13 protein-coding genes are annotated in these 15,913 nt (G+C 65.7%); 4 read left to right on the top strand and 9 right to left on the bottom strand.

All coding sequences use genetic code 11. The annotated features are described in order from the left end of the window. The 7 genes from ugpE to ACS8YF_RS06010 all read right to left on the bottom strand — a co-directional run bounded on the left by ugpE (position 1) and on the right by ACS8YF_RS06010 (position 7,378). Entirely contained in the window at positions 1-843 is an 843-nt protein-coding gene (gene ugpE / locus ACS8YF_RS05980; protein WP_440849308.1) for a sn-glycerol-3-phosphate ABC transporter permease UgpE, read from the bottom strand. Next, the gene (gene ugpA, locus ACS8YF_RS05985; protein ID WP_440849325.1) at positions 843-1,724 is read right to left on the bottom strand and encodes a sn-glycerol-3-phosphate ABC transporter permease UgpA; all 882 of its coding nucleotides are present in this window, start codon (positions 1,722-1,724) and stop codon (positions 843-845) included. Before ugpA ends, ugpE begins: the two co-directional genes overlap by 1 nt. 48 nt (positions 1,725-1,772) lie before the next feature. Next, positions 1,773-3,089: a sn-glycerol-3-phosphate ABC transporter substrate-binding protein UgpB gene (gene ugpB / locus ACS8YF_RS05990; RefSeq protein WP_440849326.1), complete on the bottom strand. Its 1,317-nt coding sequence runs from the start codon at positions 3,087-3,089 to the stop codon at positions 1,773-1,775. Positions 3,090-3,216: 127 nt separating this feature from the next. Further along, the gene (locus tag ACS8YF_RS05995; protein ID WP_440849309.1) at positions 3,217-4,266 is read right to left on the bottom strand and encodes an ion transporter; all 1,050 of its coding nucleotides are present in this window, start codon (positions 4,264-4,266) and stop codon (positions 3,217-3,219) included. Next, positions 4,263-5,759: a patatin-like phospholipase family protein gene (locus ACS8YF_RS06000; RefSeq protein WP_440849310.1), complete on the bottom strand. Its 1,497-nt coding sequence runs from the start codon at positions 5,757-5,759 to the stop codon at positions 4,263-4,265. Before ACS8YF_RS06000 ends, ACS8YF_RS05995 begins: the two co-directional genes overlap by 4 nt. Before the next feature lie 81 nt (positions 5,760-5,840). Beyond that, a complete protein-coding gene (gene msrA, locus ACS8YF_RS06005) occupies positions 5,841-6,299 on the bottom strand; it encodes a peptide-methionine (S)-S-oxide reductase MsrA (protein ID WP_440849311.1) in 459 nt (152 codons plus the stop codon). A 68-nt stretch (positions 6,300-6,367) separates the two neighbouring features. Beyond that, positions 6,368-7,378, bottom strand: coding sequence for a ligase-associated DNA damage response exonuclease (locus tag ACS8YF_RS06010; RefSeq protein WP_440849312.1), 1,011 nt, complete (start codon positions 7,376-7,378; stop codon positions 6,368-6,370). A 468-nt stretch (positions 7,379-7,846) separates the two neighbouring features. On the opposite strand from ACS8YF_RS06010, the gene ACS8YF_RS06015 reads away from it, so the two are divergent. Continuing rightward, positions 7,847-9,190 (top strand): hypothetical protein, encoded by a 1,344-nt coding sequence (locus ACS8YF_RS06015; protein WP_440849313.1) that lies wholly within the window; start codon positions 7,847-7,849, stop codon positions 9,188-9,190. A 622-nt stretch (positions 9,191-9,812) separates the two neighbouring features. Here ACS8YF_RS06015 and purD read toward each other — a convergent pair. Continuing rightward, a complete protein-coding gene (gene purD / locus ACS8YF_RS06020; RefSeq protein ID WP_440849314.1) occupies positions 9,813-11,123 on the bottom strand; it encodes a phosphoribosylamine--glycine ligase in 1,311 nt (436 codons plus the stop codon). A gap of 172 nt (positions 11,124-11,295) precedes the next feature. Between purD and ACS8YF_RS06025 the strand changes: the two genes are divergently transcribed. Continuing rightward, positions 11,296-11,823, top strand: a complete 528-nt coding sequence (locus ACS8YF_RS06025; protein WP_440849315.1) for an NUDIX hydrolase — start codon at positions 11,296-11,298, stop codon at positions 11,821-11,823. Here ACS8YF_RS06025 and ACS8YF_RS06030 read toward each other — a convergent pair. Then, on the bottom strand, positions 11,801-12,427 hold the full coding sequence (locus ACS8YF_RS06030; protein WP_440849316.1) for a 4'-phosphopantetheinyl transferase family protein: 627 nt from the start codon (positions 12,425-12,427) through the stop codon (positions 11,801-11,803). The two genes, ACS8YF_RS06025 and ACS8YF_RS06030, sit on opposite strands and share 23 nt — an antisense overlap. A 71-nt stretch (positions 12,428-12,498) precedes the next feature. On the opposite strand from ACS8YF_RS06030, the gene ACS8YF_RS06035 reads away from it, so the two are divergent. Both ACS8YF_RS06035 and ACS8YF_RS06040 read left to right on the top strand, forming a co-directional pair. After that, the gene (locus tag ACS8YF_RS06035) at positions 12,499-13,836 is read left to right on the top strand and encodes a cytochrome P450 (protein ID WP_440849317.1); all 1,338 of its coding nucleotides are present in this window, start codon (positions 12,499-12,501) and stop codon (positions 13,834-13,836) included. A 37-nt stretch (positions 13,837-13,873) separates the two neighbouring features. Then, positions 13,874-15,826, top strand: coding sequence for a non-ribosomal peptide synthetase (locus ACS8YF_RS06040; protein ID WP_440849318.1), 1,953 nt, complete (start codon positions 13,874-13,876; stop codon positions 15,824-15,826). Positions 15,827-15,913 lie beyond the last annotated feature (87 nt).

Consider the following 15,913-nt stretch of genomic DNA (forward strand, 5'->3'; position numbering starts at 1 on the left):
CTATTTCTCCGTATCCACGAAACTCTTTACGAACTGGCGCTGCATGAGGATGACCACCGCCAGCGGCGGCAGCATCGCCAATACCGCGGTGGCCATGATCCAGTTCCAGGACGGCGCCTCGTCGGCCACCGCGATCATGTGCTGGATGCCCATGACGATGGTGGTCATGTTCTCCTGCGTGGTTACGATCAGCGGCCAGAGATAGAGGTTCCAGCCGTAGATGAACTCCACCACGAACAGTGCGGCAATGGTGGTCCGCGACAGCGGCAGCACGATATCCCGGAAAAAACGCAGCGGCCCGGCGCCGTCGATGCGCGCCGCCTCCAGCAACTCGTCGGGCAGTGAGAAGAAAAACTGCCGGAAAAGGAACGTGGCAGTGGCCGAGGCGATCAGCGGCACGATCAGCCCCGAATAACTGTCGAGCATGTGCAGGTCGGCCACCACCTGATAGGTCGGCAGGATGCGCACCTGCACCGGCAGCATCAGGGTGATGAAGATCAGCCAGAAGCAGGTCCGCCGCAGCGGGAACCGGAAATACACGATCGCATAGGCCGAAGCGATCGAGATCACGATCTTGCCGATGCTGATGCCGAGCGCCATCACCAGGCTGTTGAACAGCATGGTGGCCGCCGGTGCGCTGGAACCGTTGCCGCCGGCGGCCAGCACATGCCCGTAGTTGGCCAGCAGATGCGAACCGAACGAGGCCGGGAAGCGACCGACCAGATCCGCCGCGGCATGGCTGGAAGCGATCACGGCCACGACAATCGGGCCGCCGACCAGGAGCAGCCCGCCCAGCAGGATCAGATGCGGCAGAACCCGCCGAAACCCGCCGCGCTCGACCATCAGTAGCGCACCCGGCCTTCGATGAAACGGAACTGCAGCACCGTCAGCCCGATGATGAACAGCATCAACACCACCGACTGGGCGGCCGCGCCGCCGATGTCCATGCCCTGCATGCCAGTCTGGAACACTTCATAGACCAGAATGTTGGTGGCGTTGGCCGGCCCGCCGTGGGTGACCGTGTCGATCACGCCGAAGGTTTCGAAGAAGGCATACACCAGATCGATCACCAGCAGAAAGAACGTGGTCGGCGACAGCAGCGGGAAGATGATGGTCCAGAAGCGTCGGCTGGGGCCCGCGCCGTCGATCGCCGCCGCCTCGATCAGCGACCCCGGCATGCTGTACAGCGCGGCCAGGAAGAACAGGAAGTTATAGGCGATCTGCCGCCAGGCCGAGGCGATCACGACCAGAATCATCGCCTGGCCGCCATGGATATGGAAATTCCAGGCCACGCCGAATACCGAAAGCGCATCGGCAAGCAGCCCCACGCCCGGGTTGAACAGAAAAAGCCAGAGCACGCCGGCGATCGCAGGCGCCACGGCATAGGGCCAGGTCAGCAGCGCCCGGTAGATGCGCCCACCGGCCAGCGCGCGTTGGGCATTGACCGCCAGCAGCAGCGAAACCGACAGCGACAGGGCCGTGGTTGCCGCGCTGAACACCAGCGTCACCCAGAACGAATGCAGATAGTTCGTGTCGTGCCAGAGCGCGACGAAGTTCGCCAGCCCCACGAAATGCTCGCCGCCGCCGAACGCGCCCTGGGCATAGAAGGCCGACACCACGGTTTCGTAGGCGGGCCAGAAGAAGAACACGGCCGTAATCGCCAGCTGCGGCGCGATCAGCGCGAGCGGCAGCCAGCGATGGCCGAAAACAACGCGCCGCTCGATCATCGTACGCCACGCCAGAGCCCGAAGATCACCGCGTTCGCGTGGTCATCAGGAATTGGCGTTCTGGAATTTTTCCAGTTCCGCGTTGCCGCGCTTGACCGCCGAATCGAGCGCCTGCCGGGCGCTCTTCTGCCCGGACCAGACCGCTTCGAGTTGCGCATTGATGATATTGCGGATCTGGTTGTAGTTACCCAGCCGCAGGCCCTTGGAGTTCGCCGTCGGCGGGTGCAGGGTCAGCTCCTTGATGGCCACCTCGGCGCCCGGTTTCCTGTTGTAGAAACCCTGTTTCTTGAGCAACCGATAGGCCGTTTCGGTCACCGGCACGTAACCGGTGTTGCGGCTCCACTCGGCCTGCTGCTTGGGCTGGGCCAGGAAGTTGAGGAATTCCGCCACGCCCTGGTAGTGCGACTTCGGCTGGCCCTGCAACACCCACAAGGAAGCGCCGCCGATGATGCTGTTCTGCGGCTGGTCCACCACCCGCTTGTCGTAGGGCATCGGCGCCACGCCGACGTCGAACTTGGCGTTGTTCTGGATCGACCCGAACGAGCCCGACGACTGGAACAACATGGCGCAGTTGCCGCTGTAGAACAGCGGCATGGGCGAATCCTCGCGCCCGCCATACTGGAATAGGTTGTTCCGGGTCCACGATGCCATCCGGCCGATATGCTCGACGAACGGCTTCTTGTTGATCAGCAGGCGCGCGCCCATTCCCTTGAAACCGTCGTCCTCGGTGGCCAGGGGCTGGTTCTGCCAGGCGGCGAAGTTCTCGATCTGGATCCACGACTGCCAGGCGGTGGTGAAGCCGCACTTCACGCCGGCATCACGCAGTTTTTTGGCGTCGTCGCCGAGCTCGGACCAGGTCTTGGGCGGCCGCTTAAGGCCGGCCTGCTTGAACTCGTCGCGATTGTAGTAGAGCACCGGGGTGGAGCTATTGAACGGCATCGACAGCATGTGGCCGTTGCTATCGGTGTAATAGCCCTTCACCGAGGGAATGAACGCATCCGGCTTGAAGCCGACATCGTGCTGCGCCATCAGCTTGTAGACCGGGACGATGGCGTTCGTGGCCGCCATCATGGTCGCGGTGCCGACCTCGAACACCTGCAGCAGGTCGGGCTGTTTGTGCGCGCGGAACGCAGCCATCGCACTCGTCAGCGACTGCGAATAATTACCCTTGTAAACCGCGTCGACATGGTACTTCGACTGCGAGTGATTGAATTCGGAGACCAGATGGTCGAGCGTCTCGCCGTTCTTGCCGGCCATCGAGTGCCACCAGGTGATCTGGATCGGCTTGTCCGCCGCCCGAGCCTGAGCCCCTGCCGCCACGAGCGCCAGCGCGATAACCGCCGCCGACAAAGCCTGCTTGATGCCTTGCACGCATGCCCCCTTGAAACGATCGATGCCGCCGCGATCCGGTTTAAGCACTTACGCTAAAGCCGAAAAATAACGCCAATGTGACAATCCGTCTCGGGCCGCGCGATGGCGCGCCCCGGCATCATTCGAAATGCTCTCGCCAGCGCTGTACGGCCACTTGTTCCTTGACCAGTTCGAGGACCTCGATGGTGACGTCGCGAATCTCCGAGGAGGCCGCGCCGACCTCCTGGGCCAGCAACCGCTCGATGGCCGCCTCGACGAGATTGCCGACGAGCGCGTCGAATTCCGCCGAAGACAGCCCCTCCACCGCTTCGTCGAGCACCTGGTTGACCGTGTCGCGGATGGCGTCATCGATGGCCTCGGAAACATAGCGCCCCAGCATCGGCACGCGTTCCAGGTTCTTCAGCGCCGGATTGGCATCCGCGGCCCGGCCCACGATACGACCGAGATAGGCCTGGATCTGATCGCGATTGCCGCGGTAGGCTGCCACGATCGCGTACTCCAGCTGGGCGCTGGCCGCACGCGTCAACGGGCGGCGCCGCGGCGCGATCACATCGCGCACGATCCGGCGTGAGAGTTGCTGGCCGCCGGATTTGATTTCGTCCTGCACGCCGGTCAGCACCTTGAGCACGACCCGGTCCGAGATCTCCTCGACCACGATGTCGTAGTACACCATCAGCTGGCGATAGAGCCCCCAGCCGCGGATATCGATCACGCCGAGCCGCTGCAGGCGCATCACGATCGAGATCACGCGTAGCGCACGCAGAAACCGGAAACCGGCCACCGGGATGCAGCCAAGCACGTCGAACCAGCGCGCGAACGGATAGAAATACCAGCGCGGGTAGCGCTGCTGCATGATCGCCAACATCCAGCCCGCCAGCACGTCGAGCACGAACACGCTGACGAACGCCAGATCGATGGCGGTGAAATTCCGGTGCACATGCTGCGCATACCAATCGTGGGCGGCCGGCCAGAGCGCGCCGACGGCATGACCCACCGGCGCGATGGCGAACAGCGTGTCGAAGATGATCAACGCCAGGTTGATCGTCACCAGCCCGATGATCGCCAGATCCCAGAGCAGCAGCAGGCGCTCGGCCAGGCTGCGATCGCCCGAGATGACCGCGAACGGGTCCGGCGTCTCCCGACGGCCGACGTGTTCGCTCAGGCTCAACGCGCCCCCGGGGCTGCGCCGAGCGTCGCCGGTGCCAGCATGGCACGCACTTCCGGCAGTCTTTCCTGCATGGTCTGCCGCCCCCATGCCACGGCCAGCTCGAGCCCGGCCCGGCCGGGCACCAGATTCGTCGGCGACAAGGTGCGCCGGAAGCGCACCATCGTATCCGCATAGACGCGGTTCACCCGCATCTGGCGCTGCACGGTCTGGGTGATCGGCCAGAGCCAGAGGTTCTTCGGATCGACATGCGGCAGGAAGCAGTCGAAGGCGAGGTAATAACCGTTGCGGGTGCCGCCGGCGCGGCCCGCGGCCACACCGCGCCAGGCCGCGCGGGTGGGCACATTGTCGGCGACGCCGCCATCCACCAGCGCCACGAGTTCGTGATACGCCATGAGGTGCGAAAGGATTTCGCGCGTCGACCCGGCGCGCGCGCCCGGTTCGTATTGCAGGATCGAGGGCACCGCCGCCGAGAAACCGGCCGCATCCACCGCATGCAGCGATCGCGTGGTGGTATCGCGGCCGAGCACGATCGGCACCACCATGTCGCTGCGAAAGAACTGCAGGATGCGCGTCAGCCGCGAGGCCACGCGCACCGGCAACGGCAGCAGACGCGCCGCGCGTGCTTCCCCGGCCCGGATTTCCGCCGACAGGCGCTCATACGAATGACGCTTCAACCCGGCGACGATCACGTCCAGCGGGATATCCAGCTCGTCCAGGCGCAGCGGGCGCCGCAGATCGCCGGTGGCAAACCGTTGATGCAGCGCGGTCAGATGCAGGTGGAACAGGCCGCCCAGACAGAACTCGCTGCGCCGCCGGCGCGCGGCCGAATAGATATCGCTCTTTTTCAGCCCGGCGGCGAAATCGATGTGCTCGTCGATATCGGCGTAGCGGTGCTGGGCCCGCATCAGACCGAGGATCGCGCCCATCGAGTTGCCGACGATGTAGTCGGGCACCAACCCGGCTTCGGCCAGACAGGCGAAGGCGCCGGCATAGACATAGCCGGCCCCGCCACCGCCGCCGGCGACAACCACCAGCGCGCGCTGGCCGGCCTCGCGATCGAGCGCGGCCGCATCGAAATCGTCGCGGTGCGTATCCAGCAGTGCGGCGCGTACGCGGGCGGCGCGCGAACGGGCCACGCCGGCCGCCTCGCGCGCGATTGCCAGCTTGTCCTCGGCCGGCGACGGCAGGCGGAGTGGATCGTGCAGATGATTGAGCAGCCAGTCGCGCAGCGGCAGCACCGGCGCCATATCGATATCGACCTCCGGGCCGTCCGGCTGATTGAACGGCCGGAAACGCCCGAGCCGCGCCAGGCCGATGGCATAGCGCAGATTCTGGTAGTCCGCATCGGGCAGGAGATTCGGGCGATCGAGCCGGGCGCGAACCAGCGACCGTTCCATTCGATGCAGCGCCAGACGTGCCCGATCCTCGGCGTGATCCGGCAGGGACAGCGCACGGCGCGCACGGCGCGCTTTGGGCGCCTCGGAGCGACGCATCACCATCTCAAGGGCCGGGCGGCGGTCGCCGCCAGCGTTCGGGTTCGCCCCCTGCGACGCACGCCCGGGCCCGGGCGTCGACTACAGACACAGCGTAGCGGTCTTTTCCATAAATCGCTGATGATAATCCTCGACGCGATAGAGGGCCCGCAGCGGCTCGATTTCGGTGACGACCGGCCGGGTTCGTTGCGTCGGATACACGTCCCGGCTGGCCCGCGCTGCGGCGCGCTCGGCATCGCCGTGGGTGAACATCGCCGACCGATACGGGCGTCCCACGTCCGCGCCCTGCCGGGCGCGGGGGTGCGGATCGCGGTGCTGCCAGAACACATCCCGCCCTGCCGTGTAACCGAAGCGCTCGGGGTCGTACGACGCCTGCGCCACTTCGGCCTGACCGGTGGCACCGGCGCAAAGCTGCGGGTCGAACGGATTCGGCAGGTCGCCGCCAGCGCAGCCAACCGCCGTATCCGCAACCCCGTGGATGCGGCGGAAGATCGGCTCCGGCTTCCAGAGGCATCCCATCGCGCACGTTGCGACAGCCATGATCGACCTCTCGTTGATGGCGAGTCGATGGCATCATCATAGCCTACGCCGGGTGGCGATCGCCCACATCAGTTGTCCTCGCGCTCCGGGCCGTCGGCATAATCCGTCGCCAGCGGCTCGGCCGTGATGCCGCGCTGGCGCAGATACGAGACCAGTACGTCCGTGCGGCCATGGGTTGCGAGTACGCGGCGGGCACCGGTGGCCTCGATGGTATCGATCAGACTCGGCCAGTCGGCATGATCCGACAGCACGAAACCCCGATCGTAGCCGCGCCGGCGGCGGTTGCCGCGAATCCGCATCCAGCCCGAGGCAAACCCGCTGCGATGTTCGCCGAAACGGCGCATCCAGCGCGAACCGGCCGCCGAGGGCGGCGCCAGCACCAGCGCCGTGGATAAATCACGATCCTTGGGCTGCGCCGAAACCGGTTCGGTGGCCAGCATTTCGATGCCGGCCGCGCGATAAACCTGCGTCAGGGGCACCAGCGCGCCGTGCAGAAACGCCCTTTGCGCTGGCAGATCATCGCGCTGACCCAGCTCGGCCAATAACCGCTGAGCCTTGCCGAGCGCATAACAGAACAGCACGCTGGCCCGCCCGGCGGCGGCGTTGTCGCGCCACCAGGCGGCCACCTCGCGCGCCACCTCGGCGCTGGACGACCAGCGATAGACCGGCAGCGCAAACGTGGCCTCGGTAATGAAGGTATCGCAGGGCACGAGCTCGAAATCGGCGCAGGTGGGATCGTGCGCCCGCTTGTAGTCGCCGGACGCCACCCACACCTCGCCGCCCGCTTCGACCCGGATCTGGGCCGAACCGAGGATGTGCCCCGCCGGATGGAACGAGACCCGCGCGTCCCCGAACCTCAGCGATTCGCCGTAGGCAACGCCGGAACAATCGATGTCAGCGCCCAACCGATGCCGCAGCAGCGCCTCGCCGGGCGCCGCCGTCCAGTAGCGCCGGTGCCCGGGGCGGGCGTGATCGGCATGCGCATGCGTGATCAACGCGCGTTCAACCGGCCGCCACGGATCGATGTAGAAATCCCCGGCCCCGCAATACAGACCGCGTTCGGTCGGCTTGATCAGCATGCTGGATACACGTCTCTCGTATAAGTCGGCCGGGCAGCGCGGCCCCGGCCGCATTAAGCGGCCTGTTAACCTGCTGCGTTTAAAGGGAAAAAAAAGACCCTCGCCGGTACGTGCCGAAACCCGGCATGAAAGTTTTTTTACCCGCAGGGATTTAAATTGCTAGTAAATTAGTGGTATGTTGATAACGCGAATAAAAGGGAGTTCGCGGACTACTTGCCAAGGGGGGCAATTCGTTGGACGTCGAAATCGGTTGCGATCTGTTGGCTTCGCCAGCGTCGTGTGTCGATGGCGAGCGTCGATCGGCCTGCCGGATCAGACCCGCTGGGGCGGATCCTGACACCGATCGCTCCTCCGTCGCAGTAGACGTTGGTCGCCATGCCGCCCTGGAGCGGTGCCGCCAAACGATTCGCGAATCCGAGCGCCTTGTTCGGCACAATGCTTTTTAAAAAGGGAGTAGGGAGAATAATGATGCGTCAACATCCAGCCAAGACCCTGGCACTCGCCGTGTGCGGTTGTACCGCGCTGTGGTCGGTACAGGCCGCCGCCCATAGCGGTACTGACCAGCCCACGCTGCAACAGCTGCAGGACCAGATCCAGCAGCTGCAGCAGCAGGTGCAGGATATGAAGACCCAGCAGGAACAGCAGCAGAAGGCGCAGACAGCGCCCACCACGAGCACGCAGTCTTCGGGGCCGACCAAGAAGCTCACCATCGGCGGTGGTGTGGTCGCGGAATACCAGAAGAAACAACATTCCGCCAACAAAGGCAGCGGTGGGGACCTGATCCTCGATTATTTCGATCTGAATGTGGCCGGGCAGTACGGCAAACTCACCTATGCCGCCGACTATCGTTGGTCCACCGTGAACTTTAATAAAGGCCAGTATCTGCATAACGCCTGGGCCGCGTACGACTTCGGCCCCAACGACACGAGCCAGGTCAAGGGCGGCATGTTCCAGGTGCCCTTCGGCAACCTGCCCTACGGCTATCAATCGTTCTGGGCCAACCTGAACTACTATGCCGGCTTCGCCGACAACCAGGCCGCCGGCCTCGGGTACAAGTACGAGAACAACGGCTGGCGCTTCGACCTCGACGCGTTCAAGAATCAGGGCCTGTCGCAGCAGAGCACGTACGGCGGTAACCCGAATTTGAGCGGCACGAAAAATGCCAACGGGGACCTTGTTAGCAGCGGCGCCCGTCTGGTCAACGGCGGCAACGCCCGTCTGGGCCGTACCATCAAGCTGAACGGCGACAATACGCTGAACCTGTCGATCGCCGGCCGTGGTGGCGAGCTCGAGTACACCAGCAACAACGGCAACACCAAATACGGCTCGCGCTGGGCCGGTACCCTGGCGGCCGAGGCCGACCTCGGCAACTGGGTGCTGCAGGGTCAGTTCGTCGACTACAAGTACAACATCCCGAGCGACATCGCCGGTGGCAACACCGAGGCCGTGCCGTTCCAGGATTATGGCTACGGTTACCTGATGCCCGCCAAGGGCCAGCTGTACGCGGCCAGCGTCGGCCGGACGTTCAACGTCAGCAACATGGGCCCGATCAGCAGCTTCGAAGTCTATAATGACTACGGCTATCTGCACTCCGGCTACGGCAACTACGACAACGTGGGCAACCGTATCGGCGACGTCCAGGAAAACACCACCGGCATCGCCATGTTCGCCGGCCCGGTGGATATCTGGGCAGAGTGGATCGAGTCCAAGAATGGCGCCATGGCCTTCGATGGCCCGAACAACGGCGATTGGCATGGCCGCTTCAACCTGGCCGTCGCCTTCTACTTCGACGGCGATCTGATCAAGAAGTAAGCAATATCTGCAACCGCCCGGCATATCCGGGCGGTTCGGCGGACTTAAAGCGGGCGCTACGGCGCCCGCTTTTTTATGCGCGCGATATACGCACCGAAAGACAGCGCTGAGCGGATCGCACGCTTTTCTTCTGCCCCGAAACCGGCAGATCGCGAATCCAGTCCGCCAATGAACGCGAAGAGCACTAATGGCGGGGCGGGTTCACGACATCCGTAGTTACGGGCGCCGTAGGGCTGCTCGCTTCGTTTCTCGATGCATTTGTCCGCAGATCAACGCCGATTTACGCAGATGACGGTTAGTCATTGAGAGCACTAGCTCGATCGTGGCGCAAGCGGCTGTATGGGCTTCGTTCCCCAACGAACCCTCCGACTTGCAACCTTTGTCCGACGCCGTCGCCGGTTAGCGCCTCGAGTCCGCTATGCCACGAAAGCACAACCGCATCTGCGTGAATCTGTGTTGATCTGCGGACAGATTTTTTTGCCGAACGAAGTCCCGAAAGCACGACGGCGCCCCGTGTCGATCAGGTCGGAATACCGACCCGCCATTAGCGCTCTTCGCGTTCATTGGCGGACTGCAAACATAAAATGCCAAATGAATCAGCGCCCCGAGCCAACCCGCGGGTTTATCGAACGGAATTGCCCCGTTTGATGGCGCGATGGCCGATATCGCGGCGATAGCTGGCGTTCGGCCATTGGATGCCGGCGACGCCGCGATAGGCTTTTTCCTGGGCCTCGGCGACATCGCGACCCAGCGCACAGACACACAACACGCGCCCGCCAGTGGTCACCACCCGACCTTCGTCGTCGAGCGCGGTGCCGGCGTGAAAGACTTCGACATCTTCGGCCACGGCACGGTCGAGCCCTTCGATCACATCGCCCTTGGCATACGCGCCCGGGTAACCGCCCGCCGCCATGACCACGCCGAGCGCGACCTCATCGCGCCAGCGCGCCTCGACGGTGTCGAGCTGTCCGGCGATGGCAGCCTCAAGCAGATCCACCAGATCGGATTCCAGCCGCATCATGATCGGCTGGGTTTCCGGGTCGCCCATGCGCACATTGAATTCCAGCACCCGCGGCGCGCCGGTCTCGTCGATCATCAGGCCGGCATACAGGAATCCGGTGAACGCGCGGCCATCCGCGGCCAGCCCGGCTACGGTCGGGCGCATCACCTCGTTCATCACGCGCTCGGCGATGTCGTCGGTGACCACGGGCGCGGGCGAATACGCCCCCATGCCGCCGGTGTTCGGGCCGGTATCGCCGTCGTAGGCGGCCTTGTGATCCTGTGAACTGGCCAGCGGCAGGATATGCGTGCCGTCGACCATGGCGATGAAGCTGGCTTCCTCGCCGGCAAGAAATTCCTCGACCACGATGCGGGCGCCGGCATCGCCGAAGGCGTTGTCCTCAAGCATGTCGCGGGCCGAAGCCAGCGCCTCGTCGACCGTGTGTGCCAGGGTCACGCCCTTGCCCGCGGCCAGGCCATCGGCCTTGATCACGATCGGCGCGCCGCGCGCCCGGATATAGGCCGCGGCCGCCGTGTAATCCGCGAAGGTGGCGTAGTCGGCGGTGGGAATGGCGTGACGGGCCAGAAAATCCTTGGAAAACGCCTTGCTGGCCTCGAGTTCGGCCGCCGCCTGCCTCGGGCCGAAGCAGGCCAGTCCGGCCGCCTCGAACAGATCCACGATGCCGATCGCCAGCGGCGCCTCGGGCCCGACCACGGTGAGGCTCACGGCGTTGTCGAGCGCGAAATCGCGCAGGGCGTCGAGCTCGTCCACGCCAATCGCCACATTACTGACATCCGTCATGGTGGCGGTGCCGGCATTACCGGGGGCGACATAGACATGCGCCACCCGTGGCGAGGCCGCCAGTTTCCACGCCAGGGCGTGCTCGCGGCCGCCGCCGCCGACGATGAGAATACGATGCGCTGCCTTGCTCATGATGGGTCTCGCCCCGGGCGGTTGCTGTGGAAACCGGCATGCGCTATCGAGCGAGCCCGCCGGTGCGGCGCAAGCTTAACAAAGCGCGGATGCGGTGTGCTGCGGCACGGCGTCGCGTAAGACGGCCACAGGCCCTAAACTCCGCCCATCGCTTTTTTCATCCAATCCTCCGATGGCCGATACCGAAATACTCTACGAAGGCGACTACCTGCGTCTGCAGCGCATCGACACCTGGGAATTCGTCGACCGGGTCAACGCGCGCGGGGCGGTGGTGATCGTGGCCGTGACACCCGACGATGAACTGCTCATGGTGGAACAGCCCCGCCCCGCGCTGGGCGGCCCCGTGCTGGAATTGCCGGCCGGGTTGGTGGGCGATATTGCCGGCGAGGAGGACGAAGCCCTGGCCGTAGCCGCCGCGCGCGAACTGGAAGAGGAAACCGGCTATCGCCCGGCGCGGCTGGAATACATGACCGCCGGGCCGCCCAGCGCCGGCCTGTCGGGCGAAACGCAATGGTTCTATCGCGCGCACGATCTGGCGCGCGTCGGCCCCGGCGGCGGCGATGACAGCGAAGACATCACCGTGCATGCCGTCGCGCTGGACACCATCGACGATTGGCTCGCCGCGCGCGAAGCCGAGGGTCTGCCGGTCGACCCCAAGATCTACACCGGCCTGTACTTCATCCGGCGCGAGCGCGGCTGAGTCGATCGCCGGCGTCGACGCATCCGATCGCCGCCGGCGCCAGGGTGCGCGCTGCCGCGAGGCAGGCGGCATAACCGGGCGCCAGCGACAACGGCAACAGATGCCAACGGTGACCGTCCAGGCAGGCGAACGCGCCATCGATCGTCGTGGCACGAATGCGCGCCAGACCGACCCGCCCGCTGGCCTTGACGGCCGCCTCGCGCGCGCACCAGGCGGCGAAGAAATCGCCGTCCGGCGCGACCCAGCGCCGCAGCCGCGGCGAGACCCCGTCGCGGCGCTGCTCCACGTCGAGCCCGATCACGCCCTCGGCGTCGACCGCGCAGGCCACGAGCCCGCCGCTGTGCGAAATACTGAAGGACGGTCCGTCGGCGAACTGCGGCCGTCCCCCGGCGCCGAAGCCCAACCCCTCGATCCGCTCCGGCGGCAGATCCAGGAGAGCCAGCCCCTGTTCGAGCAACCATAACCCCGCCATCGTCCGCGCCCGGGCCGCCGCACTGCCCATCGCCTCGACGCGCGCACGATAGGCCGGCGGCGCCCGGGTCGCGGAACGCTCGGCAAAAAGCGCCTCGCGCGCCGGATCGAGGACGATGTACACTACAAGCATAAATGGTTATTTAACACAATCATGATGTTCCGCTATGGCTATCGCGTCCCACGTGGGTCGAGGCGCCGGGCATGACGGCGATGTGCGAATCCAACGAGTCGACGCCAAATCATGCCACGGCGGCCGGCCTGCCCGGTCCGGCGACCGCGTTCCCGCTCGCCCCGGATGATGCCACCCGCCGGCAGCTCGTGGCCTGGCAGGCCGAATACGGCGACCTGTTCGCCGTGCCGTCGACCGGGGGCGGCCCCGCGCACTGGATCGTCAACGATCCGGCGCTGGCCCAGCAGGTGCTCGTCCGCCATGCCCACGACTATACGAAAGGCATGGGGCTGGACCGTGTCAGGATTCTTCTGGGCAACGGCATCATGGTCAGCGAGGGCGGTTTCTGGACCCGCCAGCGGCGCCTGATCCAGCCGGCCTTCCGCCCGCGCCGTCTGGCCGATTTCAACGCGATGATCGTGGCCGAGAATCTCGCGCTGGCCGAGCGCTGGCAACGGGTGGCCGAGCGCGGCGATGCGCTCGAGGCCGAAAGCCATACCAGCGAACTCACGCTCGTGATCGTGCTCAAGTCGATCTTCGGCGCGGACTACGCCCGGTTGGTGGACGACGGTGCCAATCCGTTCGCGCTGCTGACCGAGGAGCCGGCGCGCGATCTGCGTTTCGCCGCCCGTTTTCATCGCCTGAAACAGACCGTCGACGCCATCATCGAGCGCCGCCTGGCCGCAGGCCCGCGCGACGACTTCGATTTTCTCGGCCATCTGCTGGCCGCACGCGATCGCGATGGCGAGCCGATGAGCCGCCCTGCCGTTATCGACGAAGTCATGACGCTGATCGTGGCCGGCCACGAAACCACTGCCAGCGCCCTGGCCTTCGCCTGGTATCTGATCGCCCGCCATCCCAGCGTTTGCGCGCGCATGCAGGCCGAAGTCGATGCGACGGACGAAAGCGGGCTGCGCGAGACCGGCGGCGCCGACCGCGAAACGCTGGCCTACACCGACCGGGTCGTGGCCGAGGTGCTGCGGCTGTATCCGCCGGGCTGGCTGCTGTCGCGCCGCGCGCTGACCGATCAGAGACTCGGCGATCACACCCTCGCCGCCGGCACGCAGGTATTCGTGAGCCCTTATTTGCTGCAGCGTCATCCCGGCTACTGGCGCGACCCGGAACGCTTCGACCCCGATCGCTTCGCACGCGCGGATGAACCGCGCCATCGCCTGGCCTACCTGCCGTTCGCGGCCGGCCCGCGGCATTGTATCGGCGAGCATGTGGCCGCCACCGAAATGCGCGTGCATCTGGCTACGCTGCTGCGCCGGTTCACCCCGACCTGGCTCGGCGACGGCGAGCCGGCGATCGAATCGGCAATCAATCTACGGCCGGCGGACGGAATTTATTTACAATTGACGCCCCGGTAATCAAACCCGTCGCTTTGCGGCGCGAATGACCCACGTTATGACTTCGTTCAACACGCTGGCCGACGCGCTCGACGCCGCGGCCGAAACCGACGGCGAGATCGGCTTCATCGACGGCGCCAACGACGAGCGCCGCCTGAGTTATCGCCTGCTCAAGCGCGCCGCCCTGCGCATGCTGGCCGTGCTGCAGGCCGAGGGCGCGGCGCCGGGCGATCCGATCATTCTATACATCGCCGACAACCTGCGCTTCGTGCAGTTCTATTGGGCGGCGATCTACGGCGGGCTGATCCCGGTACCGGTGGCCGCGGGGGCGACCGATGCGCATCTGGCCAAGCTGGCCAAGGTCTGGGCGCACATGGGCGAGCCGCGCGTGGTCACCGACGCGCGTCACATGGAGCGTATCCTCGGCTATTTCGAAAACAACGGCGCAGCCGCCGCCGGCGAACGCCTGGCCGAAACGGCGTTGTCGGACGAGCCGCCGGCGGTCGAGCAGGCCGCCGAGCGTGCTACACCGGCGGCCGACGACACGGCTTTCATCCAGTTCTCCTCGGGCTCGACCGGCGACCCCAAGGGCGTGGTGCTGACCCATGCCAACGTACTGGCCAACATCGCGGCCATCACCGAAGGCTCGGCCTTCGGCGCGCACGAAGTCGCCCTCTCCTGGATGCCGCTGACCCACGACATGGGCCTGATCGGGTTCCATCTGACGTTGCTTTGCCACGCCTTCAATCATCACCTGATGGCGACCGATCTGTTCGCCCGGCGCCCGCTGCTGTGGCTGGACAAGGCGGCCGAGAAGAAAGCCACGCTGTTGTGTTCGCCGAACTTCGGCTATCGCCACACACTGCGCGCGATCGGCGCCAAGGGCTTGCCGGATATCGATCTGTCGCATGTCCGCCTGATCTACAACGGCGCCGAAGCGATCGCCGCGCCGCTGGCACGTGAATTTCTGGAAACACTCGCGCCGACCGGCCTGTCGCCCGACGTCATGTTCTGTGTCTACGGGCTGGCCGAGGCCAGCCTGGCCGCGACCTTCCCGCCGGCCGGCGCCGGCCTGTCCACGGTCAGGGTCGCCCGCGGCGAGCTGGGCATCGGCGACAGCGTGCGCTTCGACGATTCCGACAACGCCGTTGAACTGGTGAATCTCGGTAGCCCGGTCGCCGGCGCGGACCTGCGCATCGCCGACGCCGACGGCCATGCGCTGGGCGCGGATACGGTCGGCCGGGTCTGGATCGCCGGACCCAACGTCACCGCCGGCTATTACGCCAACGACGCGGCCAACGCGGCGGCACGGATCGGCGACGGCTGGCTGGATACGGGCGATCTCGGCTTCGTGCATGCGGGCGATCTGTACATCACCGGGCGCGCCAAGGACATCATCTTCGTCAACGGCGCCAACCATTATCCCCAGGATCTGGAAGCCATCGCCCAGGCCGCCGACGGCGTGGAGCTGAACAAGGTGGCCGCGGCGGGCGTGCGGGCACCCGGCGCGGACGCCGACGAGCTGGTATTTTTCGTGGTCTTTCGCGGCCATACCGAGGATTTCGTGCCCATCGCGCGCGCGCTCGCGCAGCGCGTGAATCACGGCACCGGCCTGCCGGTGGATCGCGTGATCCCGGTGCGCCAGATGCCCAAGACCACCAGCGGCAAGCTGCAACGCGCCGCCCTCGCCCGCGATTATGCCGAGGGCGGCTTCGACGATGTCGTCGCCGAGCTGGACGCGTTGATGGCAACCCGCGATACGGCTGCCGACGCGCCGACCGGCGCCGGCCTCGCGGACGCACTCAAGGCGATCTGCGATGAAGTCGCCCCGGACAAGCAGATCGGCCCCGGCGATGACCTGTTCGAGATCGGACTCTCCTCACTGGAGCTGGCCCAGATCCACGAAGGCATCGAGGCGCGCTGGCCGGATACCATCGAAATCAACGACTTGTTCGACTACCCGACGATCAACGATCTGGCCGCCTTTCTGGCGCGTGAAACCGCGGCCTGAAGCGGCGACCAGGGCCTGTTGCCGTTTCGTGCACGTCCGCGCCAAGCGCTGTTTTGCGGCAAGACGAGGCGTAGCGAACGTGGCGTA

The sequence above is a fragment of the Salinisphaera sp. SWV1 genome (assembly GCF_052044155.1).
Classification (GTDB): domain Bacteria; phylum Pseudomonadota; class Gammaproteobacteria; order Nevskiales; family Salinisphaeraceae; genus Salinisphaera.